Source organism: Rhizobium sp. NXC14 (assembly GCF_002117485.1).
GTDB lineage: Bacteria > Pseudomonadota > Alphaproteobacteria > Rhizobiales > Rhizobiaceae > Rhizobium.
Map to the genome: position 1 here is coordinate 89,730 of NZ_CP021033.1, position 24,490 is coordinate 114,219.

At 58.8% G+C, this 24,490-nt stretch carries 16 protein-coding genes; 10 read left to right on the plus strand and 6 right to left on the minus strand.

Features of this window, described 5'->3' with window-relative positions; genetic code table 11:
* Positions 1–3 precede the first annotated feature (3 nt).
* Positions 4–1,008, minus strand: a complete 1,005-nt coding sequence (locus tag NXC14_RS28475) for a LacI family DNA-binding transcriptional regulator (RefSeq protein WP_085781382.1) — start codon at positions 1,006–1,008, stop codon at positions 4–6.
* Positions 1,009–1,454: 446 nt separating this feature from the next.
* On the opposite strand from NXC14_RS28475, the gene denD reads away from it, so the two are divergent.
* The 6 genes from denD to NXC14_RS28505 all read left to right on the plus strand — a co-directional run bounded on the left by denD (position 1,455) and on the right by NXC14_RS28505 (position 7,867).
* Positions 1,455–2,441, plus strand: a complete 987-nt coding sequence (gene denD, locus NXC14_RS28480; protein ID WP_085781383.1) for a D-erythronate dehydrogenase — start codon at positions 1,455–1,457, stop codon at positions 2,439–2,441.
* Positions 2,438–3,211: an SDR family oxidoreductase gene (locus NXC14_RS28485; protein WP_085781384.1), complete on the plus strand. Its 774-nt coding sequence runs from the start codon at positions 2,438–2,440 to the stop codon at positions 3,209–3,211. Before denD ends, NXC14_RS28485 begins: the two co-directional genes overlap by 4 nt.
* Positions 3,212–3,282: 71 nt before the next feature.
* Complete coding sequence (gene ugpC, locus NXC14_RS28490; RefSeq protein ID WP_085781385.1) at positions 3,283–4,350, plus strand: sn-glycerol-3-phosphate ABC transporter ATP-binding protein UgpC; 1,068 nt, start codon at positions 3,283–3,285, stop codon at positions 4,348–4,350.
* Between the two features lie 191 nt (positions 4,351–4,541).
* A complete protein-coding gene (locus NXC14_RS28495) occupies positions 4,542–5,846 on the plus strand; it encodes an ABC transporter substrate-binding protein (protein WP_085781386.1) in 1,305 nt (434 codons plus the stop codon).
* Positions 5,847–6,030: 184 nt separating this feature from the next.
* Positions 6,031–6,957 (plus strand): sugar ABC transporter permease, encoded by a 927-nt coding sequence (locus tag NXC14_RS28500; protein WP_085781387.1) that lies wholly within the window; start codon positions 6,031–6,033, stop codon positions 6,955–6,957.
* A gap of 10 nt (positions 6,958–6,967) precedes the next feature.
* Complete coding sequence (locus NXC14_RS28505) at positions 6,968–7,867, plus strand: carbohydrate ABC transporter permease (protein WP_040112047.1); 900 nt, start codon at positions 6,968–6,970, stop codon at positions 7,865–7,867.
* Between the two features lie 76 nt (positions 7,868–7,943).
* Here the strand turns inward: NXC14_RS28505 and NXC14_RS28510 are convergent, their stop codons facing one another.
* From NXC14_RS28510 to NXC14_RS28530, 5 genes are all read right to left on the minus strand, one after another.
* Positions 7,944–8,408: a 2,4'-dihydroxyacetophenone dioxygenase family protein gene (locus tag NXC14_RS28510; protein WP_085781388.1), complete on the minus strand. Its 465-nt coding sequence runs from the start codon at positions 8,406–8,408 to the stop codon at positions 7,944–7,946.
* Between the two features lie 39 nt (positions 8,409–8,447).
* A complete protein-coding gene (locus tag NXC14_RS28515) occupies positions 8,448–9,152 on the minus strand; it encodes an SDR family oxidoreductase (protein WP_085781389.1) in 705 nt (234 codons plus the stop codon).
* Between the two features lie 520 nt (positions 9,153–9,672).
* A complete protein-coding gene (locus NXC14_RS28520) occupies positions 9,673–10,020 on the minus strand; it encodes a type II toxin-antitoxin system RelE/ParE family toxin (RefSeq protein WP_157131519.1) in 348 nt (115 codons plus the stop codon).
* The gene (locus NXC14_RS28525) at positions 10,001–10,276 is read right to left on the minus strand and encodes a type II toxin-antitoxin system ParD family antitoxin (RefSeq protein ID WP_085781391.1); all 276 of its coding nucleotides are present in this window, start codon (positions 10,274–10,276) and stop codon (positions 10,001–10,003) included. The genes NXC14_RS28520 and NXC14_RS28525 overlap by 20 nt, the downstream gene beginning before the upstream one ends.
* Before the next feature lie 531 nt (positions 10,277–10,807).
* Complete coding sequence (locus NXC14_RS28530) at positions 10,808–11,386, minus strand: PIN domain-containing protein (protein ID WP_085781392.1); 579 nt, start codon at positions 11,384–11,386, stop codon at positions 10,808–10,810.
* Between the two features lie 95 nt (positions 11,387–11,481).
* Between NXC14_RS28530 and NXC14_RS28535 the strand changes: the two genes are divergently transcribed.
* The 4 genes from NXC14_RS28535 (at position 11,482) to NXC14_RS28555 (ending at position 24,487) form a co-directional block, all read left to right on the plus strand.
* Complete coding sequence (locus tag NXC14_RS28535) at positions 11,482–11,670, plus strand: hypothetical protein (protein WP_085781393.1); 189 nt, start codon at positions 11,482–11,484, stop codon at positions 11,668–11,670.
* 1,438 nt (positions 11,671–13,108) lie between these two features.
* Positions 13,109–21,409 carry a calcium-binding protein gene (locus tag NXC14_RS28545; protein WP_085781395.1) on the plus strand — a complete coding sequence of 2,767 codons (8,301 nt, stop codon included), beginning with the start codon at positions 13,109–13,111 and terminating at the stop codon, positions 21,407–21,409.
* A gap of 16 nt (positions 21,410–21,425) precedes the next feature.
* Complete coding sequence (locus tag NXC14_RS28550; protein WP_085781396.1) at positions 21,426–23,180, plus strand: type I secretion system permease/ATPase; 1,755 nt, start codon at positions 21,426–21,428, stop codon at positions 23,178–23,180.
* Entirely contained in the window at positions 23,177–24,487 is a 1,311-nt protein-coding gene (locus tag NXC14_RS28555) for an HlyD family type I secretion periplasmic adaptor subunit (RefSeq protein WP_085781397.1), read from the plus strand. Before NXC14_RS28550 ends, NXC14_RS28555 begins: the two co-directional genes overlap by 4 nt.
* Positions 24,488–24,490: the final 3 nt, after the last annotated feature.

Sequence of the window (24,490 nt, forward strand, 5' to 3'; positions counted from 1 at the left end):
CCTTTAACCTCGATCGACTCCGGTGATCTCCGGAGTGAAAGCAATTACTTTTTCGCATATCCGGTTTTCGTCACCGCTGTTCGCGGCTAGCAGAAGCGCGGCGGCGGCTTCGCCCATCTGGCGCCGCGGCGAGATCGAGGTCGCAATCCTGACGGGGAGGGCACTGGCAACATCCAATCCGTTGAAGCCGGCGATCAGGATTTCGGCAGGGCTGGAAATGCCGAGTTCCAGGCATGCGAAGACGCCGCCCGTTGCCATGTCATCGTTGGAATAATAGATGCAATCGAGATCCCGGGTCGCGGCAAGCATGGACATCGACAGCCGCTTGCCGTGCGCCACTGAGGAATAGGCGGCGTTGAACCGCTCATCTACGAAGGAAAGGCCGCTCTCGCGCAGCACTTTCTCGAAGCCGGCCTTCCGCTTGCCTGCGCGCAGATCTCTGTCGATCGCGCTGCCGATATAACCGAACCGCCGGCGGCCGGCCGCCAAAAGCGCTTTTGCCATCTCTTCCCCAGCCTTGCCGTGTGAGAGGCCAACGTTGAAATCGATCGGTGTGCCGTCGAGGTCCATCAGCTGGATGACGGGAATGGCTGCATTCTGCAGCATTTTGACCGTTTCCGCCGGCTGATCGAGGCCCGTCACGATGATGGCGGCGGGCCGCCAGGAGAGCATGTCGCGGATGATCTCCCGTTCCTTCGCCATGTCATAGTCGGAGATGCCGAACACCGCCTGCATGCCGGATCCCCGCAGCCCAGCGGAAATGCCCGCCAGCATTTCGGGAAAGACGATGTTGGACATGCTGGGAACGACGACGGCAACGAGGTTGGTGCGCTGCGACGACAGTGAGAGCGCCAGCCGGTTGCCGACATAGTTTAGCCGCTCGGCCTGCTGAAGCACCTTTTCGCGGGTCTCCTTGGAGACGTCGGCGGCGCCGCGAAGAGCGCGCGATGCCGTCATCTTGCTGACGCCTGCCGCAGCGGCAACCTCTTCCAGTGTGGATTTACGCATCGCACCGACCCCATCGTCGAACTGCCTCGCCAGCGGGCAACGTCAGACTCATAGGCTCTTTTCCAAAAAAGGAAAACACTCGCTACTTGACATGCACGGTAAAAATAGGCGTTGTTACCGATACCGGTATCGATACCAGCCATCGGAAACGGGAGAGAAGCCGTGCGGGAGACAAGGAAAGCCATGGTCGTCGAATGGGAGTCGATGGGCGGACAGCCAGCACTTCGGAGGGTCCGGCATCTGATTAACGTTCGATACCGATCATCTGCGGATCAGGAAAGGTGACTTGACCCGCAGGTTGCAAACCTATCTGAATTCGATCAGGCATATGCCGATCGGGCCGGTTCCAGATCGCCTCGCGAGCCGGCCGGGGAGTGACCACAAGACAATACGAAGAGTAGCCTGATCTTGACCGAAGAGACCGGCCGACGGGAGGAAGAGCCGATATGCATGTGATGATCCTGGGCGCAGCCGGCATGGTCGGCCGCAAGCTGGTCGAGAAGATCGGGCGCGAGCCGCTCGCTTTCGGCCGGCCCGTCACCCGCCTGACGCTGGTGGACGCGTTTCAGCCGCCGGTGCCGGCATCGCTTCGGCCCGTCTCGACGGAACTGACGGTTGACCTTGCCTCTGCCGGTGCGGCCGACAGGCTGATTGAAAGCCGTCCGGATCTGATTTTTCACCTGGCCGCCATCGTGTCGGGTGAGGCCGAGGCAGATTTCGACAAGGGTTATGCCGTCAACCTTGACGGCACGCGCGCCCTGTTTGATGCGATCCGTCAGCTCGGCCTCAAGAGCGATTATGTACCGCGCGTCGTCTTTGCCTCCTCGATCGCCGTCTTCGGCACACCGTTCCCTGAGGTCATTCCGGACGAATTCTTCACAACGCCGCTGACGAGCTACGGCACCCAAAAGGCGATCGCCGAACTGCTGCTTGCCGATTATTCCCGCCGCGGCATCTTCGACGGCATCGGCATCCGGTTGCCGACCATCTGCGTGCGCCCCGGCGCACCCAACAAGGCGGCCTCCGGTTTCTTCTCCAACATTCTGCGCGAGCCGCTGGTCGGCAAGGAAGCCATATTGCCGGTCAGCGACAGCGTGCGGCACTGGTTTGCCAGTCCGCGCGCGGCCGTCGGCTTTTTTGTCCATGCCGCGACGATCGATACCGAAAAGATCGGCGCGCGGCGCAACCTCACCATGCCGGGCCTTTCCGCGCTGGTCTCCGAAGAGATCGACGCTCTGCGCCGGGTGGCCGGCGACAAGGCGGTCGCCCTCATCAAACGCGTGCCCGACCCCGTGATTGAACGCATCGTCGCCGGTTGGCCGACTCAGTTCGATGCGACCAGAGCCTCTTCGCTCGGCTACACGGCGGAAACGAGCTTCGACGAAATTCTGCAGGTGCATATCGAGGATGAACTCGGCGGGAGTGTTGCGTGAGCATATCGGCGGGAGGAGAAGCAAGGATCGCGCTTGTCACCGGCGGCGGCACCGGTGTCGGGCGTGCCATATCAAGGGGACTCGGCGCTGCCGGCTACAGGGTCGTGATTTCAGGGCGACGGGCCGATGTGCTTGAGAAGGCGGCGAGCGATCTTGGCAGCGAAACGGGGGCCGAGTTTTTCGCGGTTCCTGCCGATGTCGGCGATCCCGCTTCGGTGCGGGCTCTGTTCGACGCGATCTCGGAGAGATACGGACGGCTCGACCTCCTGGTCAACAATGCCGGGGTCACTGTGCCGGGAGTGCCGCTCGAGGAGGTTTCCTTCGAGCAGTGGAGCACCATCGTCGCCGCCAATCTCACCGGTGCCTTCCTCTGCACCCAGCAGGCCTTCCGACTGATGAAGAGCCAGACCCCGCGCGGCGGCCGCATCATCAACAACGGCTCGGTCTCGGCCACAACGCCCCGCCCAAATTCCGCGCCTTACACCGCGACGAAGCACGCCATTACGGGCCTGACCAAATCCACCGCGCTTGACGGGCGCGAATTCGACATCGCCTGCGGCCAGATCGATATCGGCAATGCCGCCAGCGACATGACGACGAGAATTGCGGCCGGCGTACTGCAGGCCAACGGCAGCATTGCCGCGGAGGCGACGATCGACCCGGCCCATATTGCCGACGCGGTCGTCTACATGGCCGGCCTGCCGCTCAGCGCCAACGTGCTGACCATGACTGTCATGGCGACAAAAATGCCCTTTGTCGGGCGAGGGTGAGAAGGCCTGCAGCTGCGGCCGAAGCGACCTATATGCAGTTATGCAGTGCTCATGATCTGGGAGGAGGGAGTATGGCAAACGTTCAATTCGCGGATGTCCGGAAATCATTCGGCGCGCATCCCGTCATCAAGGGGGTGGACATCGATATCGCCGACGGCGAATTCGTCATCCTCGTCGGCCCCTCCGGCTGCGGCAAGTCCACGCTTCTGCGGATGCTGGCAGGGCTCGAGAATATTTCCGGCGGCGAGATCAGGATTGGCGGGCGCGTCGTCAACACGCTGCCGCCGAAGGACCGCGACATTGCCATGGTGTTCCAGAATTATGCGCTCTACCCGCATATGACGGTGGAGCAGAACATGGGCTTCTCGCTCATGCTCAACAAATCGCCGAAGGCAGAAGCGGAAAAGCGGGTGAAATATGCCGCCGGGATCCTCGGTCTCGACAAGCTGCTCGACCGTTATCCGCGCCAGCTTTCCGGCGGCCAGCGCCAGCGCGTCGCCATGGGCCGGGCGATCGTGCGCAATCCGGAAGTCTTCCTGTTCGACGAGCCGCTGTCCAACCTCGATGCGAAACTGCGCGTCGCCATGCGCGCCGAGATCAAGGAACTGCACCAGCGCCTGAAAACGACGACCGTCTACGTCACGCATGATCAGATCGAGGCGATGACGATGGCCGACAAGATCGTCGTCATGCATGACGGCATCGTCGAGCAGATCGGCAGCCCGCTCGAGCTTTACGACCGCCCCGCCAATCTTTTCGTCGGCGGCTTCATCGGCTCGCCAGCAATGAACATGATCCACGGCAGGCTCGATCCGGAGAACCCCAGCCAGTTCGTCGCCGCCAACGGCACGCGGCTGCCGGTCTCCAATCCGCCGGCAAGCGCTATCGGCCGTGACCTCGTCTACGGGCTGCGCCCAGAATATATCTCGCTCGATGCCAACGGCCTGCCGGCCGAGATCGTGGTGATCGAGCCGACCGGCTACGAGACGCATCTGACCGTCCGCCTCGGCGGCAGCGATGTCAGCTGCGTCTTCCGCGAGCGTGTCGATGCCCGTCCGGGTGAAGCCATCCGCGTGGCGATCGACGCCAAACATGTGCATCTCTTCGACGCCGAAGGCGGCATGAGATTGACCGACTGACGCCATCCGGCGGGATAAGGGGAGAGGAGGAGTCTTCCGTTCCGCCGGAGCGCAAGCATTCGAGGGGTGAGCCCCACGGGAGCGCAAACCTCCCAGGGGAGCTTACGCCCCCGGGATGCCAGGCCGCCGTTCACCAAGCGGGAGGTGAATGCCGGAGAATTGCTCCCGCTGTTTCATTGAGGAGGAATCTCATGACGATCAAGAGACGTGAATTTCTTGCTGCATCGGCAGCCGTTGCCGGTGTCGCCGGCCTTGGCATCAAGCCGTCCTTTGCGCAGGCCGAACCGACCTACACGCCGGAAAGCGGCGCCAGCCTGCGGCTGCTGCGCTGGACGCCTTTCGTGAAGGGCGATGAGGATGCCTGGCTCGCCAATACCAAGAAGTTCACCGAGGCGACAGGCGTGGAAGTGCGCATCGACAAGGAGAGCTGGGAGGACATCCGTCCGAAGGCAGCGGTCGCGGCCAATGTCGGCTCCGGTCCGGATCTCATCATGTGCTGGTTCGACGACGCGCACCAATATCCCGACAAGCTGGTCGATCTCACCGAACTCGGCAACTATCTCGGCAACAAATACGAGGGCTGGTATGACGGCCTGAAGGGTTACGCCACCCGCGACGACAAGTTCATCGCCATGCCGCTGACAACAATCGGCAATGCCGTCGTCTATCGCGACAGCCATGTGAAGGCGGCCGGCTTCAACGAATTCCCGAACGATACCGCAGGCTTCCTCGAGCTTTGCAAGGCGATGAAGGCAAAGGGCACGCCCGCTGGCTTCCCGCACGGCAAGGCGGTCGGCGACGGCAACAACTACGCCCATTGGCTGCTCTGGAGCCATGGCGGCAAGATGGTCGACGAAAGCGGCACGGTGACGATCAACAGCCCGGAAACGCTCGCCTCTATCAACTACGCCAAGGAGCTCTACGCGACCTTCATTCCGGGCACGGAAAGCTGGCTGGATGTCAACAACAACCGTGCCTTCCTCGCCGGCCAGGTATCGCTGATCGCCAACGGCGTCTCGGTCTATTACACGGCCAAGAACGACCCGAAACTCGCCGAGATCGCCAAGGACATCCGCACGACGAACTTCCCGATCGGGCCGGTTGGCAAGAGCGTCGAGCTTTTCCAGACGAGCTCGCTGCTGCTCTTCAAGCACAGCAAATATCCGGAAGCGGCCAAGGCCTACATCAAGTTCATGATGGAAGCCGATCAGATGAATGCCTGGATCCAGGGCTCCAGCGCCTATTGCTGCCAGCCCCTCAAGGCCTTCGCCAATAATCCGGTCTGGACTGCCGATCCGGTTCACGCGCCCTATGCGCGCGCCTCGGAAAAGCTGCGCCCGAACGGTTATGCCGGGCCGCTCGGCTACGCCTCGGCGGCGACCATGGCCGACTACGTGCTGGTCGACATGTATGCCGCCGCCGTCACCGGCCAGAAGTCGCCCGAGGACGCGATGAAGGAAGCCGAACGCCGGGCAAACCGCTACTACCGCGTCTGAACCGGACCCGGGACCTGCGGCATGCCTGATGTCCGGCATGCCGCGAGCCTCTGAAGCGCGTCACATCAGATTTGATCCATGCGCCGCGCTTCAGTTCCTTGTTTTTATGCATGTCGTTGTCCCGGAACCGCTGCACACTTCCGGGCGAGATGCATCAGGACTGAATGCAATCTGGAGACAAGCAATGTCGACCTTGGACTCAGGGGATAAGCGCGGCCCCTCGCTGATGCAGAACAACAACGTGCTCGGCTTCCTCTTCATGCTGCCGGCCGCCGTGTTCCTCGTCTGCTTTCTCACTTATCCCTTGGGGCTCGGCGTCTGGCTTGGTTTTACCGACACGCGGATCGGCCGGGAAGGCATTTTCATCGGCCTGGAGAACTATGAATTCCTGGCCGATGACGCGGTTTTCTGGCTGTCAGTCTTCAACACCATCCTTTACACGGTCATCGCCTCGGCTCTGAAATTCGCTCTCGGCCTCTGGCTGGCGCTGCTCCTGAACCAGCACCTTCCGTTCAAATCCTTCTTCCGGGCGATCGTGCTCCTGCCCTGGGTGGTGCCGACGGTGCTTTCGGCGCTGGCCTTCTGGTGGATCTACGATTCCCAATTCTCGATCATATCGTGGTCGCTGATGAAGCTCGGGCTGATCAGCGCGCCCATCAACTTCCTCGGCGATCCCACGAATGCCCGCATCTCGGTCATCGTCGCCAATGTCTGGCGCGGCATTCCCTTCGTAGCTATTTCGCTGCTCGCCGGCCTGCAGACGATTCCGGCCTCGCTGCAGGAGGCCGCCTCGCTAGACGGCGCGACGAGCTGGCAGCGCTTCCGCTATGTGACGCTGCCGATGCTGACGCCGATCATCGCCGTCGTCATGACCTTTTCGGTGCTCTTCACCTTCACGGATTTCCAGCTGATCTACGTGCTAACCAAGGGCGGGCCTGTCAACGCCACGCATCTGATGGCCACACTCTCCTTCCAGCGCGGCATTCCGGGCGGGCAGCTCGGCGAGGGTGCTGCCATCGCCGTCGCCATGATACCCTTCCTGCTCGGCGCCATCATGTTCAGTTTCTTCGGTCTGCAACGCCGCAAATGGCAGCAGGGCGGACAAGATTAAGGAGCGAACCATGTCGACCAATCTCAAAACGGCCGATGAGGTCCTGACCGACAATGCCGAGGGCATGAGCTATCTTAACCGCCTGCCGCGGCGCGTGGTGATGCTCTACCTGCCGATGGCCGTCTTCGTCTTCGTGCTGCTCTTTCCCTTCTACTGGATGGCGATCACCGCGGTGAAGCCGAACGAGCAGCTGACGGATTACAACAACTACAGCCCCTTCTGGGTGGTCGGCCCGACGCTTGACCACATCAAATACCTGTTCCTCGAGACATCTTATCCCGGCTGGCTGTGGAACACGATGCTGGTGGCTGTGGGGTCGACGGCGCTGTCGCTGGTGGCCTCGGTGTTCGGCGCCTACGCGATCGAGCGCGTGCGCTTCACCGGCTCCAGGCAGATCGGCCTCGTCATCTTTCTCGCCTATCTCATTCCGCCGTCAATCCTTTTCATCCCACTCGCATTCATCGTCTTCAAGCTCGGGATCTATGATTCGCGCCTGGCGCTGATCTTCACCTATCCGACCTTCCTCATCCCCTTCTGCACCTGGCTGCTGATGGGTTATTTCCGTTCGATCCCGTTCGAACTGGAGGAGAGCGCGCTGGTGGACGGCGCCAACCGCTGGCAGATCCTCGTCAAGATCATCCTGCCGCTTGCGGTGCCGGGCCTGATCTCGGCCGGCATCTTCGCCTTCACGCTGTCCTGGAACGAATTCATCTACGCGCTGACATTCATCCAGTCCTCGGAGAACAAGACCATTCCGGTGGGCGTCCTGACCGAGCTGGTGCGCGGCGACGTCTTCGAATGGGGATCGCTGATGGCAGGCGCCCTGTTCGGCTCACTGCCAGTCGTCATCCTCTATTCGTTCTTCGTCGACTACTACGTGTCCTCGATGACGGGTGCGGTGAAGGAGTAGCAACGATCGTTTCGGCGGCGGGTGGTGAGGATTTCATCCCCGCCGGCCGAAAAGATGCCGATCGGCTCGTCAACCGCTACCGGACGAACTGCCTCACGAAATCGGCGCCGAGGCCGACCTTCTGATAATGGGCGGCGCACATGTCGATCTTGGTGAAGACATCCTCGAAGCCGGTGTGATCGCCGTTTTCATCGACATAATACATGCAGCCGGAAATGTTGAAGAAGGTGATCATCTCCTCGACGTCGTCGGGCACGGTCAGGGTATGGGTTTCGCCGGGCGGCTCGAAGACATAGGCTCCTTCGGTGGCCATCCAATCGTGTTCGAGGTAGCGCCAGCGGCCCTTGATGACATAGCCGTGAACGGGTGCCGGATGGCGATGGCGGCTGAGGATACCGGCGCGGCGCACCCGCAGGAGATTGCACCATGCGCCCTGCAGCGTGTTCAGCATCAGCGGGCGGAACCAGACATCGGGGGCCTGGGGAACCCAGAGCCGTTCATCTTCGGGAACCGCCGCGACGACGATCTCGGGCGGCGACATAGGGTGGACAGATTGGTAGGCCACGGAACCTCTCTCCTTTCAAGCTGCGGCATAACCGCCGTCGACCGGCAGGATAACGCCGGTCATGAAGCCGGCCGCTTCCGAGCACAGGAAGACGATCGGGCCGGCGACGTCTTCCGGTTTGCCCCAGCGGCGCATCGGCGTGCGCTGCAGGATAGGCTCTGCTCGGCTCGGGTCTTCGTAGAGGGGACGGGTCAGCTCGGTGGCGATCCAGCCGGGGGCCACCGCGTTGACCCTGATACTGTCAGCCGCCCAGGCAACGGCCAGAGATTTGGTGAGCTGCGCCACGCCGCCCTTGCTGGCGGTGTAGGCCGGCACGGCCGGTCCGCCGAAGAATGACAGCATGGAAGCGGTATTGACGATAGCGCCGCCCTTTCGAGCCAGCAGCGGCCTTGCTGCGACACAAACCCGCATCGTGCCCGAGAGATTGACGTCGATGACCTCCGAGAAGGTGGCGGGATCGAACTCCGCGCCGCCGCGCCGAATGAGCCCGGCGCAATTGACGACTGCATCGAGCCTGTCGAATGAACCGACCAGCCTCTCCACGGAGGCCTGGTCGCGCACGTCGAGCACGACGCCGGCAAGACACTCTCTCTTCGGCATGGCGGCGATTTCGGCGGCATCGATCCCCGTCGCCGTCACACGATAACCTGCGTCACGAAGCGCCAGGGCGGCGGAAAGCCCGATACCGCGGCCGCCACCTGTCACCAGTGCATGTTTCATACGCCAACCTCTTCGCTCAGGAATGCCAGACCGTCGCCTCTCGGTTATAGGCGCTGCGGCCTCGAACGAAGCGCACTATCGACCCTGTCGCTGTGACCTGTCGTATCGACCGTCTGCACCTTCGCCTGGAATGCGGATGCGTTCGCTCGCGGACGCGACGAATGCGCCATGCAAGCCCATCTTCAGTCCGAAGAGTGGTCTGCCAAGCTTCGGCTAAAAATTCACGTTAGCATTCGTCTCGTCAAGGGCCGGTCAGGCGGTCGCATTCTCCAGAGTAGCGAAGATGACGTTACAAAGCGAGTGATCGAATGGGCGATCGCGCGAGTACGCTCGAGCGGAACGCATCTTGCCGTCGAAGGCTCTCTTCGAACCATCCGCGCCCGCTTAACATCATAAGACGCAGAAAGCCGACATCAAGAGCGAGGCAGGATACGCTGACAATGTCCCCGATGCTCCGGTATTGCGTAATTGGATAGCACCGCCACCAGACTGAGAGTTGCCTAGGTGCATGTAGGCCTTGTCACGCCAGCATACGTGCGAGCATATGTCTAATATGGTCCTGCGCCCCGTGGAAAACTGCGGCAATAATGATCCTGCGACTATTCTCTACGGGTAAGAACCAGACCGCCGCCTTGTCCCGCCGAAGAAACCGGATCCCAGGGTAAATGTCGGGGCGCAATGTCCCGATATAAGGCGTATCGACGAGACGGTCGATTTCGACACGCAATTTACGAATTCGTTCAGCGGTACGCTCCAAAGCCTCGTCAGGCGAGTCTCCGAGTTCGACATAGGAGTCGAAGAGATGATCGAAAATCAACTCAAAATCGCGCGCGACATCCTCGGAATATTCAAGGGTCCACACGAACAGCCCGCCGCTTCCGGTCGATCATTGTCTCGACGCGGCTTTCCATTTCCGTCGTGGAAGTCATCGGGCCATTCAAACGCCGCTGGAACAACTCGCGAAGGGCTGCCGTTTCGGCGGTCTCGCTTTCCGTCTTTTGGCGGAGAAGCTCCAGGCCCTGCTGAAGAACGGAACTCATGCTGGAATACCGGCCGCTCTCCACCAGCGACCGGGCAAACGCGTCCTGCTGGTCGGTCAGCGAGATCGACGATTTGACACTCATCCGTTTATCTCCATCGAGCCCAGTTTGCTACTCAGTAGCACATTTATTGATCTACCGAAAGCCTTCGTCTATCGTGATGAAGGCAGGCTGCGCTATTGGTGTTTGCTACTAACCGCACGTTTCCAGAGAAACGAGTTCATCTGCTTTACGACCAGTGGCACATGGCCATTGTGGCCAAGTGATCCGGCGCGCTGACAATGTCCCCGAGCCCCTTGTATCTCTTTGATTTTGCTCACTTGGTTTGTGGCTTTCGCACCTAAAACACGGTTCTCGCACTTATATCGATGACCCTCATTTTGAATCTAAGTGACAACATGGCAAAGAAAAACCCGCCGGCGAGGGCGGGTTTGATTAGGGCTTATGCCTGGTTCTTAAGGATCGAGTTCGTGCCGATAGAAGAACAGCGACCGACCGCACGAGCTTCTAATAGCCGGATGGACACCAGCTTTTCCAAACTTGCGTACCACGTCCGCCGGTAGCTTGCCCGTCTTTTTGGCGATCGCAGAGACAGCGACATAGCGCCGGTCGAACTCATCGACCGCTTCCTTTGTAGTCAGGATGGCCGTGCCGAAGGCTGTTCTCATACCCCCACCCTGGGGGCGGATCGATATCCCAATTGTCGCGGGCAGGATCATAAAGGCCGGGCAACGGGAAGAAGCAGTGGATGTGAAGGAAGTCCCTCGTGTTCCGGGTTGCAACTGGAATGCCGTGGACGATCGAGATTGCGGCGATCATCGCATCCGCGCCAAGCCTGATCTTGTTGTTTTTGATCTCCTCACCGTGCCTGTTGATGCGAGGCGGGGTCTCGAAGATGTGTCGAAGTGGTGGACAGGCTGCCATCCGACCAAGTAGCCGGCTTCCGGCGATGCCAAGATCGAGGACCTCGAGGTTTTGTTCGAGAAGCTCCTCGAACCATTCAAGCACATATCCGGCCTTGGTGGGATTGTGCCGCTCGGCGAGCCTTATTCCGTATTCGGTTTCATAGATGACGATGGAGGGAATGGCGACTGCGCCTCGCGGAAGGCTCCCAAACCAGTCTAATAGCCAATCAGGTGGTTCCGGAAGGTGAGCGTCACCTATGATGTTCGTATCAACAATGATCTTTGTCATCAGGGCGCCATCGAAAAACTATCGAACCGATCTTTAGCTTTGCTAGGGCGTCGGCATTTGTTAAACGTTTAAGAAACTGAGTCCTTGGAGTATTCATGGTATCTCGAAGCGTCTGGACCGCCGAGGAAGCCAAAGGTAATTTTGTGCGGTTGCTTGAGCAGGCACGCAACGATGGCCCGCAGGAGATTCGCGATACCACGGGGATCTACGAACTCCAGGTGAAGCAGGACTTATCCAAAGGCGACGCGGCCAATTTCCTAGCCGCGAGGCGCCCTAAGGGCTAAATTTCGGGGCCTGCCGCAAAGGATTCGTTAACCGTCATTGCAGAATTACAGGCGTCGGAGCGAAGCGTTCCTGCTTTGCACGCCTAGGTCAGGCTGACGTTATGCGTTAGGTAGCGCTGCCAAGAACCGCAGACGCCTGGCGGTAGGCCATGCAGGTCGTCTGAATCTACCAAATGCAGTCATCATCCATGCGCGAGAGGCTGCCGGCTCTATCGTGATGTTCGGGCGCTGCGTATGATGAAGAAGAGGGCGCCTACGAGCTCGAATCGGATCGCCCTGGGTTCGCCGGCGTTTGTTGCGATGATGGACGACGACAGCGGCGCGCGCGGTTTGTCGCTACGCCATTCTATCCGCCGCGCGGGAGTGGCTGTTTCGACGGCTTCGGAAGCGGCGAGTTAGACCTGTGAAAGGCTCTACTCATGCAAGCAATTAAGAAAAATTTCACTTGCAATTGCATTTTCGACTTGTAATCTCACCGCTGCTGTCGTGGCTCTCTGGATACAACTTACGATCAGCCAGCTTGGGGTAGGGGAAGACGTGAATGCTGCTGCAACAGGAGCATGAGAGCAACTGCATCTCTGTAGGAAAATGGGCGCAGATTGGGGGCGGGGAAGGCCGCTATCCGTTTGGGTCAGACGGCAGGACCAATGAACCCATGCTGAGTTGCGCCAATCGTGCGGGCTCAGTCTCTCTCCTTTGGTGACCCATCCGTTGGGCGTGACCAGTCTCAATCGCAGTTCCTAGACGATTGCTGTATCGGTATCCTTGTGTGGCGCTAGTCGTCTCGCAATCGAGATGATGCCAATTAAGCTGCGAGATGTGTCAGGTCATGCGCCTATGAGCGCCAGCAGTTCTCCCAAGAATGACGGCATCCCTGTAACCGGATTGTCGTCGACGCATACCCCCGTGCAAGATTAACAATACGGAAGCAAGATGTCATCTGAGCCTAGGTCGCTGCACAAGGAGTGGGGGCTGTTGCCCCTCGCTTTGAGTGGAGTTGCGACGATATCTGTAATTGTCCTCGCAATTTACTATTCGAACCAAGTTGGTACCCCGCTAATCTACAAAGGCGGCAAGTACATACAATGCGATGATCGGTCAGTCGCAGCAATAATAAATGCTATAGTATCCGTGTATAAATACCCTGGCTTTGCGCTGGTAGCTATTTCGTTTATTTCTCTTATTTTTTGCTATGTTTATGATAGAGGCATGATTGTATTTATACTTATTTGCTTCGTAATTTTTAACTATCCATTTTTTGGTTCAATCTTGGACGAATCCAATCTCATCTTGAGCGAATCTTCAATTGAGACGCTGTGCGAGCGGGGGAATTACGCGTCTGTTGTGATGCAACTTCCGATATTGTTTTTGTCATCTTATGTGATCACAGGAAATATTGTTTTGATAGCCAAGCGGTGGCTTAGAGGGAGAACGAATAATGGCTGAGACGAGAACTTGGGATCAGTTGGCTGACGTCTTTGATTATTTGGGAGCCGTCGCGGCGGGCGCCGCCCAGTACTTTCCGCAATATCCGGCACTGAAATACGTAGGGCCAATGCTTATAGACGGTCTCGGCCAGATAGCCGGCGCGGCGACGCCCGACGACCCGACTGCGGGTCTGCCGGAACAACTGCGCGACTCGGCTGCCAAGTTCTTAGGCGGCGTTGTCGGAGCGGCGCTAGCGCCAGCAATAGCCGACATGGCGGGACTCGCTCTGTTTTTCGGTGGCGGAATAACAGCGGGGCCTTTGCTTTCGGCGATACTGCTGGCGGGCGCTACATACATTGCCGGCAAATATATGGGTGAAGCATTCGCAGGTATCGGCGATCTGCTTTTCGACCCAGATTCGCCGCTGGTGAACCTGCTTCGGGATCCACTTGTTCTCGATCTTGATGGCGACGGCATTGAGCTGACGGCATTGGCCGGCTCGGCCACGCACTTCGATTATGGGCAGGATGGTTTCGCCGAGCGTACGGGGTGGGTTTCCGCCGATGATGGCATTCTTGTTCGTGACGTTAACAGAAATGGGACGGTAGATGGCGCTGGCGAGCTTTTCGGATCCCCCACTCAGGATGGTTTCGCCGTCCTGGAAACGATGGATTCGAACGGTGACGGCCGTATCGACATTGCAGACGCCGGGTTCCAGGATTTGTATGTTTGGCAAGACTCCAACCAAAATGGCCAAGCGGACGCAGGCGAGCTAAAGCACCTTTCCGATTTGGGTATCAATTCAGTTTCGGTAATCCGGCAAGCGGTGGGATCGACAAACCAAGGTAATGTTGTTGGCTATGAGGGGACGTTCACGCAGGCCGACGGCACCACCGGGGCCTCCCAGACAATCTACTTTCAGACAGACGACCGCGACACTGTCGGGGACAATACTCCAGATTTTGTTGCACCCCAGGACGTAAAGCAACTTCCTCAGTTGCCAGGATCGGGACAGTTGAATTCGATAGCATGGGTCGCGACAAACGACCCAGAATTCAAATCCGATTGGCTTGCATTGACCGATGCTGCCGCGGGCCTTTCGTTCGATGATCTGAAAAGTCAGTTCCAACAGCTTCTGCTTCGGTGGGCAGGTGTGGACGATATCGATTCGACGTCGCGCGGCCAGTTTGTCGACGCCCGTCACCTTGTATTTATCGAAAAATTCTTTGGTTCCGAATATCAAGAAATCCGAAGTGGAAATCAGACAACTACATCGCCGAGCACCGAGCAATTCGGAGATCGTATCGAATCGAGTTTCGACAGTATTACAGATCTTCTATTGTCGAATTTCCTCGCCCAAACAGACATGAGCAAATTCATTCGAACGGGCGACATCAATGCACTCGTTTCCAGCCCTTACTTCGCGTTAGGTGTGCTAACCTTGAATGGCAGCGAGGACGCGCCAGACCTCAAGGAGCTCGTCGAACAGGCTTCCACGCTCTTGCTGGGCGCGCGACTTGGCGAGATGGGCGCCACCGCCGAGTTACTTGTCAAAGGCTTTTTGGGGTTGGATGGGATGGCGGCCTCAGCCTTTGACGGTGATCGAGTGGCCTACCTGGCCGCTCTCCGGCCACAACTTGATCTTGTGGCCGACTCAACTCTGTCAGCGATCGTCACATCCATCGCCGATGGCAGCGTGCTTGAAGGAAGCGTCGAAGCTAATGCCCTAATCGGCTCGTCGGAAGATAATGTCTTTATTGCTGGAAAAGGAAACGACGTCACGGTTGGGGGTGCGGGCAGCGATCTATACATCTATAGCGCCGGCGACGGCTCGGACTATATTCGCGACTCCTCGGCCTCTCTTGTAGAAAACGATCGCCTCTTCCTGACCGATCAACGGAGTTCGGACCTGACGTTCGAACGGACGGGTAACAGTCTCCGAATTGGATTTGTCGGCAAGAGCGAGACGATAATCTCGGAGGACTTCTTCCTCGAATGGGGCAAAGAAAACCGGGGCGTCGACAGCATCATACTTGGCGATGGCGCGATCCTCAGCCGAGAGGACATTCGAGCTCGGACGACTACGACCAGCGCCGGCTCCTCGCAGATAAACGACAGCGCGCTTGACGACATCATCCATGGGACGAGCAACCATGAAGAAATCCGCATCAGTGGAGGCAACGACACCATCCTCTATTCGGAGGGAGATGGTTTCGACATTATAACGGACACGTCGGGGAATGCCGCGGAAAAGGATGTTCTGAATCTCGGCCAGCTTAAACCCTCGGACATTGAACTTTCGCGCGTAGACGATGCTCTCTTCGTAAAGATCTTGGCGAGCGGCGAGTACATCACCGACCGCTACTTCTTCCGCAACGAGACGACCATCTCCACAACGGGTGGCTGGGGAATTGATCAAATCCGATTTGCTGACGGCGTTATCTGGAATAGAGATGCGATCAAAGCGAGTTCAGTTGTTCGCGGCGACGACGCGGCAAATGCGCTGGCAGCCTATTCGACGAGCGATCGATACCAAGGCGGCAAGGGCAACGACTCCATTTCCGGTGGAGCGGGATCGGACACCTATATCTGGCGCAAAGGTGACGGGAGCGACACGATCATCGACAACAGCTCTGACAGTGTTGGATTCGACAAGCTCGTCCTGAGCGACGTCGGTCCCGGCGACATCGAGCTGTCCCGCGCGGGCACGAGCTTGAAAATCACGATCCTGTCTACTCGGGAAGTGATAGAGATAACTGACCAGTTCTCCGGCATCGATAACATCGTCGATGGCTGGAACAGCACCAAGCTTGGTATAGAAGCTATTGAATTCGGCAACGGCGCCCAATGGTCGCGCGACACGATCATGAAGGGCATCGTCAATGTGGGTTTGGATACGGAGATTTTCTTCGCCCAGGATCCGCTGAGCGGGGGCGTCATTGTTTCATACTTCGAGGATGAACTCGGCCACCGCGGCGATGTGATCGACATCTCTTCGCCCTATTTCAACGGAATGAAATATTCAGGCATCCACGACATAAAATACGGCAGCGAGTCGGACGATTCGATTGGCGGAGCCAACGTCAACCCCGTAGACTCTACTGTAGCCTCTACAGAAGGCGCCAACTACTTCGACGGCCGCGGCGGAAACGACGTCTTGACCGGTGGGGCCGGGCACGACGCCCTTATCGGGGGCGATGGTGCCGATACCTTGTATGGCGACACGGCAGGCTTCGAAAGTTCGCTTGATGGAAATGACCAGCTAGACGGCGGCAAAGGTAATGACGCCCTTTATGGGGCCGGTGGCAATGATTATCTCTCCGGCGGCGACGGCATCGATCAGTTATATGGCGGCACGGGCGACGACTATCTTTTCGATAGTTCCTCGAGTGGCGGTGAGGCTGGTGTACCCGACGACTACTTCGACGGCGGCAAGGGCGACGACACGATCGTTTCCGCTCAAACTTTCAGCGCGGCTAACGGTGGCGCTTCCAACGGCAATGACATATTCGTCTATCGCCGCGGCGACGGAAACGACGTGATCTTCGAAGGATCACACTCGATGACTGAGGTCGACAAGCTGCTGCTTCTGGATATTGGTGCGCAGGATGTGGAACTCACACAGCGAGGCATTGACCTTGTGCTGACTATAGGGTCCACACATCAAACGATAACCGAAGCCGGTTTCTTCTGGAATTATGGTTCTGCAAGCCAGGGGATGGAACAGATCATCTTCGATGATGGGGAGATCTGGAACCGTGAATATGTGCGCCAGCACTTGGTCTTCCGTGGAAGCGATGCGCGTGAGACGATCCAAAACAACGACGGGTATGGCAACACGTTCATTTCCCAGAAGGGCGATGACATCATCATCTCGGCGTCTATCCGTGGGGGCGCGAATGGCGGTGCCGCTAACGGTAACGACAAGTTCATCTACAGCCGCGGCGACGGTAACGATCTCTTCTTCGACGGCTCGCATTCTCAGAGCGAAACCGACACCCTCGTCCTGACCGACATCCGTTCGAGCGAGGTTATCGCATTTAGAAGCGGCATCGATTTCGTCTTGAAGGACCTGGTGACAGGCCAACTGCTCATCAACGAGGGCTTCTTTTGGAATTGGGATTCCGCAGGTCAAGGCATCGACGTCGTTCAATTTGCCGACGGCGTTTCCTGGAACCGGACCCAGATGCGGGACAATGCCTGGTATCGCGGCAGCGTCACCAATGACCTCCTGCAGACTGCAGAGAAAATTGACAATATCTTCTTCGGAGATTTGGGCGACGACATCATCGTATCGGCCGCTGTTCGAGGCGGAGCAAATGGGGGAGGGGCGACGGGCAACGATCTCTTCATCTATAACCTCGGCGACGGCAATGACCTGATCTTCGACGGTTCGTTCTCGCTGTCTGAAATTGATCGCCTGGAACTTCGTGGCATCAACGTTCACGACGTGATGCTCGGCCAGAGCGGTTCGGATCTCATCATCAAGATCACATCGAGCGGCCAGCAGATCGTCGACGAAGGGGCGTTTTGGAATCGCTCGACCGTCGGTCAGGGACTGGAAGAGATCAAATTCGCAGACGGTACTATCTGGAACCGCGAGGACATCAGGTACTGGGCGCAGGAAGGATCGATCTTCTATGGCGGTACAAGCGCGAATGAAACGCTGATCGGCTCCTATTTCGATCAAAACCTGAGCGGCAACAGCGGAAACGACTTCATCGACGGCAAGGGAGGGTCGGATATCATTCACGGTGATGTCGGCAACGATACCCTCGCTCTCAGCGTCGCAAACGTGGGAGAGGTCGATCAACTGGATGGGGGCGCCGGCACTGATACGGTCACCTTCGAGCAGTTCCAGAGTTCGGTCTACGTCGACATGGTGGCGAACAACGGCGAAGCCCGCACAGGTGACACGACTTCTGCCTCCACAGCTACGGATCGGCTGATTGCGACCCTGGTCAACAACGAGAATCTGAAAGGAACCGCGTTCTCCGACGTCCTGCTTGCAGACGCCGGCAATAACACATTGGAGGGCGGAGCTGGAGATGACGTGATGGACGGGCGCTCCGGTGACGATCAGCTCGATGGTGGTGTCGGCGCCGATACTTTGCGCGGCGGACTAGGGAACGACACGTACGTATATCGCGCTGGCGACGGCGCGGACGTTATCTTCGAGACCTTGAGCCAGGGCACTGCCGATACGTTGAAGTTGTCGGGCATTACACCGTCAGCGGTGAGCCTCGTCCGCGAAGGCAACGATCTCAAAATACAGTTTTCTGGCTCTTCGGGTGATCAAATCACACTGGTCAATGGCGCGGCCACGCCGGTGGAATTCGACCAGTACGGCATCGAGAAGATTCAATTTGACGACGGAACGATTTGGGACGCCGCCGTTCTTCGGCAGAAATCGGTTTACGCTGGAGCCACAGCCGGCAACGACACTTTGACCGGAACGACTGCTTCCGGGGATTTTGGCGGCGGAAAGGGCGACGACGTTCTCAATGCCGGCGGCGGAAACGACAACTATATTTATCGTCGTGGCGATGGTTTCGATCGAATCACCGAGGATGCCAACAGTGGCGTGAGCGATCGCATAACGCTGGTAGACATCACCAAGGAAGAGGTCCTCCTGCATCGCGTCGCGAACGACCTCTATATCGAGATCAAGGAAAGTCACGCAGGTGCGGCGGACAGCGGCCTGATTTTGGTGAAGGGAACGCTCGGAAGCACATCGCAACAAGGAGTCGAGCAGATCTCGTTCGCCGACGGCACAATCTGGTCGGCGACGCAGATCCTCGCCGCCATCTCCAATGCGGGGTGGCTGCCGCCCGCGACCATCACCGGCACGTCCGCAGATGATGTCCTAACGGGTACGACGAACAACGATATTTTCGATGCCGGTGGTGGTGACGACCGACTGGAAGGCAAAGAAGGCACTGACGTCTACATTTACCGAGCCGGTAGCGGAAGCGATATAATTACCGACTACCGCGGCTCCCGCGACAATAAATTGATGCTGGGACCTGGAATAGAAACGAGTGACGTCGTGTTCGCGCGCGTCGCTGGCGACTCGAACGACATGAAACTCGCCTTCCGCTCAATGGCAGGGTCCGTGACCTTCGACAATCAGCTCTGGGGTGATGCCGGCGTCGAGTTCATTGAGTTTGCCGACGGTACGGTCTGGGATGAGACGGAAATCTCACGACGGTATGTCGCCGATCAGCAGACGTCCGGCGACGACACCATCTGGGGCACGAACTTATCCGATGCTGCGAACGGTGGCGCCGGCAACGACACGCTGATGACCTATAGTGGGAATGACCGCCTGGCCGGCGGGGCAGGCAACGACCGTCTCGAAGGTGCCGAGGGCAGCGACGTCTACGTCTATAATTCCGGCGACGGCGATGACGTCATCTTTGACTACCGAGGCAGCCGTGACAATGTCCTGGAGTTCGGTGCCGGAATTGCTGCGACGGACGTAGTCTTCTCACGCGTCGCGAGTGACTCGAACGACATAAAGCTGGCATTCAGCACGATCTCAGGTTCCGTTGTTCTTGATGGGCAGCTCTGGGGCGATGCTGGCATCGAGTTCATTCGATTTGCGGACGGTACGGTCTGGAATGAAACAGAGATGTTGCGTCGATATGTTGCGGACCAGCAGACGTCGGGCAACGACATCATCTGGGGAACGAATCTCGCCGACTTGGCAACGGGTGGTGCGGGTAACGACACGATCGTCACTTACGGCGGCAACGACCGTCTGGTCGGCGGGACAGGTAACGACCGCCTGGAAGGCAGCGGTGGCACCGACGTCTACGTGTACAACGTTGGCGACGGTGACGACGCAATCTTTGATTACACCGGGAGCCGTGACAATGTCCTTGAGTTCGGCGCCGGAATATCCGCGGCTGACGTGGTGTTTTCACGTGTCGCGAGCGATGCGGCCGATATGATGCTGATGTTTCGATCGATGGCTGGCTCCATCGTGCTTGATAATCAGCATTGGGGCGACGCCGGCGTCGAATTTATTCGGTTCGCCGACGGCACGGTCTGGGATGATGCCGAGATCGCTCGTCGATACGTCGCGGGTCAAACGACGGATGGTGATGACACCATTTGGGCAACGAATCTATCCGACAATGTAGTCGGCGGTGCCGGCAATGACACGATTGCCGGCTACGATGGCAACGACCGTCTGGCCGGCGGGGCGGGCAACGACCGCTTGGACGGCGGTGGCGGCAACGACGTCTACGTGTACAACATCGGCGATGGCGACGACGCCATCTTCGACTACCAAGGCAGCCGCAACAACGTTCTCGAATTCGGTGCCGGGATTTCGGCAGCGGACGTGGTGTTTTCACGTGTCGCAAGCGACGCGGCCGATATGAAGCTGACGTTTCAGTCGATGGCTGGCTCCATCGTGCTCGATAATCAGCATTGGGGCGACGCCGGTGTTGAGTTTATTCGATTCGCCGACGGCACCGTCTGGGACGATGCAGAGATCGCCCGTAGGTATGTCGCGGGTCAAACGACGGATGGTGATGACACCATTTGGGCAACCAACCTATCCGACAATGTATTAGGCGGCGCCGGCAATGACACGATTGCCGGCTATGATGGCAACGACCGTCTGGTCGGCGGGACGGGCAATGACCGCCTGGACGGCGGTGGCGGCAACGACGTCTACGTGTATAACGTTGGCGATGGCGACGACGCTATCTTCGACTACCAAAGCAGCCGCAACAACGGCCTCGAGTTTGGTGCCGGAATTGCGGTAACGGACGTCGTCTTCTCACGCGTCACGAGCGATGTGAACGACATGAAGCTGTCTTTCCGCGGACTGACCGGCTCCATTGTTGTCGATAACCAGCTCTGGAGCGATGCCGGTGTCGATTTCGTTCGCTTTGCCGACGGCACCGTCTGGAACAAGACTCAGATCGCAGCACACTATGTGGCCGACCAGGAGACCGCCGGCGACGATATCATCTGGGGAAACTACGGCGCCGACACAATCCAGGGCGGGGCCGGCAACGATACTCTTCGGGGGGTGGGTGGAAATGACGTTTTCGTCTTTAAAGCAGGCTTCGGCAAGGATGCGGTGACAGATTTCTCTGCCGGTTCGGGCATTGGTGACATCCTTGATATCAGCAACGACCTCTTCGCGGACTTTGCGTCTGTGCTGGCCGCCGCCACCCAGGTGGGAGCGGATACAGTGATCACCCACGACGCCAACACGTCGATCACGCTGAAGAACGTCGCGCTGACCAGCCTGCATCAGGACGACTTCCGCTTCACGGCTGCAGCGTGACGAAGAGGAAATCGTCTTGAACAACGCCGCAGAACAGCCGTCACAAGTGTTTCTTGTGGCGGTCCTGTCGTCGCTTCGTCGAGCCTTCCTGGGTGTCGGCGTGACGAGTTGTGTCATCAACATCCTCGCCCTGACCGGCTCATTTTTCATGCTTCAGGTCTACGACAGGGTCATCCCCGGACGCAGCCTGCCGACATTGGTGGGACTCGGTATCATTGCCGCAACCCTGTTTGTCTTCCAGGGCGCTCTGGAACTGATCAGATCGTTGCTCCTCGTCAGGGTGGGAACCTCGGTCGATGAACGTTTCGGTGACCGCGTCTATGGTTCGCTGGTCCTGTTGCCGTCGCGCATGCAGATGCCAGGCGATGGGCTGCAATGCGTGCGAGATCTCGATAGCGTACGTGGTTTTCTGTCAGGACCGGGGCCAACGGCTCTGTTCGACATGCCCTGGATGCCCTTCTATCTCTTCCTTTGCTTTCTCTTCCACTTCTGGATCGGCGTGACCGCGCTTGCCGGGGCGCTGATGCTTATTGGGTTGACGATGCTCACCGAGGTCCGGTCTCGGCGGCCGGCGAAGGAAGCGGCCAAGCTCGCTGCCGAGCGCATCAATCTCGCCGAGGCGACGAAACGAAATTCAGAAGCCGTCCTTGCCATGGGTTTCGGCCATTTCATCGGCGAGCGATGGTCCGAGCTCAACCGGCGCTATCTGGCAAACCACGTTTCTGCCAGCACCGTCACGGGTGGGTTGGCGACCGCTTCGAAAATCCTGCGCATGATGCTGCAGTCCGGCGTCCTTGCTGTCGGCGCCTTTCTGGTGATCCGACAGGAGGCAACCGGCGGCATCATGATCGCAAGCTCCATCCTCGTGAGTCGTGCGCTCGCACCCGTCGAGCTTGCGATCGGACAGTGGAAAGGTTTCGTTGCAGCTCGGCAAAGCTGGGGACGGCTGACGAAGCTCATGACGCTCATGTCCTCGGAGGAGCGTGAGGTCGCCCTGCCGGCCCCACGAGAAAGCCTCACCGTCGAGAACCTGCAGGTGGCAGCCCCCGGAGGCCGCAGCCCTATTGTCCGCGGCGTCTCCTTCAAGGTTTCGGCGGGCGAGGCCGTTGGCGTCATCGGCCCAAGCGCATCGGGAAAGTCGACGCTTGCCCGCGCCATCACGGGCCTTTGGTTGCCCCTGATCGGCGCTGTGAGGCTCGACCAGGCGTTACTGGCACAATGGGATCCGCGAGAGCTCGGCCGCCATCTCGGCTACCTGCCGCAGGATGTCTCGCTCTTCGACGGCTCGATTGCCCAAAACATTGCCCGCTTCGATCCAGAGGCCGGTTCCGAGGCGATTATCGCTGCAGCACGGGCAGCGGGAGTCTACGACATGATCGTGCAGTTCCCGGATGGATTCGACACAAAGATTGGGGAGCATGGATCGGCGCTTTCGGCTGGCCAGCGCCAGCGCATCGCTCTTGCTCGAGCGCTCTATGGTGATCCATTCCTGGTGGTGCTCGACGAGCCAAATTCCAACCTCGATGCAGACGGAGAGGCGGCTCTAACGAAAGCGATTTCCGGCGTCCGGGCGAGGGGAGGAATCGCGATTGTGATCGCACATCGGCCGAGCGCCCTGGTGGCGGTCGACAAAGTTCTGGTCATGGGCAACGGCCAGATGCAGGCGTTCGGTCCCAAGGACGAAGTGCTGAGCAAGACAACGTCAAGGCCCGCAAAGGCAACGCCTCAACCCGTCCGTCTGCTGATCGGTGGCGAGGAGACGGGATCGTGAGTGAGAGGCCAGCGATTTCGGCGGAACGCGCCATCCGCAATCTGACGGTGGCTGCCCTTGGCACCGTCCTGTTGCTCGGCGGCGTCATGGGAGGTCTTGCAGCGACCACTCACTTGTCAGGCGCCGTCATTGCAGCGGGAACGGTTGTCGTCGACAGCTACGTGAAACCGGTCCAGCACCAGAAAGGTGGGACAGTCGGCCAGATCTTTGTCAAGAATGGCGATCGCGTAGAAGCCGGCCAAGTCCTTATTCATCTGGACGACACGCAAACGCGCGCGAATCTCGACATCGTCAGAAAGCGTCTCAACGAGCTTTTCGCCAGAACGGCAAGGCTTGAAGCGGAACGCGACGGGGCAGAAACGGTCGAGTTTTCAAAAGACTTTCTTGCTAAAGCCGACGATCCCGAAGTCAGCCGCTCCATTGAAGGCGAGAAGCGGCTCTTCGAGGACAGGAAGTCTTCGCGCATGAGCCGGAAGGCACAATTGCGCGAGAGGATTGAGCAGCTCAAACAGGAAACTGAAGGCTCGGTCGCGCAGCAAACCGGAAAGCGGCAAGAGATCGGCCTGATCGAGAAGGAGCTGGAGAGCCTTCAGCGATTGTTCGATCAGGGGCTTGTGCCGGCCAACCGGGTGTATGCGCTGCAGCGAGAATCCGCGAGCCTGACGGGTGAGCTCGGCAGTCTGCTTGCAAGCGAGGCACAGGCGAAGGGCAGGATCACCGAAACCGAGCTTCAGATCATCCAGATCGACGACGATCATCGCAGCGAGGTGTCCGACCAGCTTCGCCAGGCCGAGAGCGATATCGGCGAATTTTCCGAACGCCTCGTCGCAGCCGAGGATGACCTGCAGCGCATCGATATTCGCGCGCCCCAGGGGGGCGTCGTGCATCAACTTGCCGTCCACGCGCCCGGCGCCGTCGTTGCTCCGGGAGAAGCGATCATGCAGATCGTTCCGGATCGCGATGCGCTCGTCGCGGAGGTGAAGCTGTCGCCAAGCGATATCGACCAAGTCAGCATTGGTCAGGCGGTGCATCTCAGATTTTCTGCCTTCAGCCAGAGGAATACGCCGGAACTGAATGGCGTCGTGACCGGGGTGGCGGCAGACCTGACGGCGGACCAGCGATCAGGGCTCAGCTACTATGTCGTTCGAGCCGAGGTGTCCGAGGGCGAGTGGCAGAGACTTGGGCAGGTGACGCCTGTTCCCGGCATGCCAGTCGAAGCGTTCATACAGACGGGTGAACGGACTGCTCTGGCTTATCTGACGAAGCCCTTCATGGATCAGGTAGCGCGGGCCTTCAAGGAAGAATAGGGA

Excerpts from the sequence above, each read along its gene's own strand:
- NXC14_RS28515 (WP_085781389.1), bottom strand. The coding sequence starts at position 9,152 with ATGAAACATGCACTGGTGACAGGTGGCGGCCGCGGTATCGGGCTTTCC.
- NXC14_RS28545 (WP_085781395.1), top strand. The coding sequence starts at position 13,109 with ATGGCTGAGACGAGAACTTGGGATCAGTTGGCTGACGTCTTTGATTAT.
- NXC14_RS28475 (WP_085781382.1), bottom strand. The coding sequence starts at position 1,008 with ATGCGTAAATCCACACTGGAAGAGGTTGCCGCTGCGGCAGGCGTCAGC.
- denD (WP_085781383.1), top strand. The coding sequence starts at position 1,455 with ATGCATGTGATGATCCTGGGCGCAGCCGGCATGGTCGGCCGCAAGCTG.
- NXC14_RS28495 (WP_085781386.1), top strand. The coding sequence starts at position 4,542 with ATGACGATCAAGAGACGTGAATTTCTTGCTGCATCGGCAGCCGTTGCC.
- NXC14_RS28525 (WP_085781391.1), bottom strand. The coding sequence starts at position 10,276 with ATGAGTGTCAAATCGTCGATCTCGCTGACCGACCAGCAGGACGCGTTT.
- NXC14_RS28500 (WP_085781387.1), top strand. The coding sequence starts at position 6,031 with ATGTCGACCTTGGACTCAGGGGATAAGCGCGGCCCCTCGCTGATGCAG.
- NXC14_RS28530 (WP_085781392.1), bottom strand. The coding sequence starts at position 11,386 with ATGACAAAGATCATTGTTGATACGAACATCATAGGTGACGCTCACCTT.
- NXC14_RS28535 (WP_085781393.1), top strand. The coding sequence starts at position 11,482 with ATGGTATCTCGAAGCGTCTGGACCGCCGAGGAAGCCAAAGGTAATTTT.
- ugpC (WP_085781385.1), top strand. The coding sequence starts at position 3,283 with ATGGCAAACGTTCAATTCGCGGATGTCCGGAAATCATTCGGCGCGCAT.
- NXC14_RS28505 (WP_040112047.1), top strand. The coding sequence starts at position 6,968 with ATGTCGACCAATCTCAAAACGGCCGATGAGGTCCTGACCGACAATGCC.
- NXC14_RS28510 (WP_085781388.1), bottom strand. The coding sequence starts at position 8,408 with ATGTCGCCGCCCGAGATCGTCGTCGCGGCGGTTCCCGAAGATGAACGG.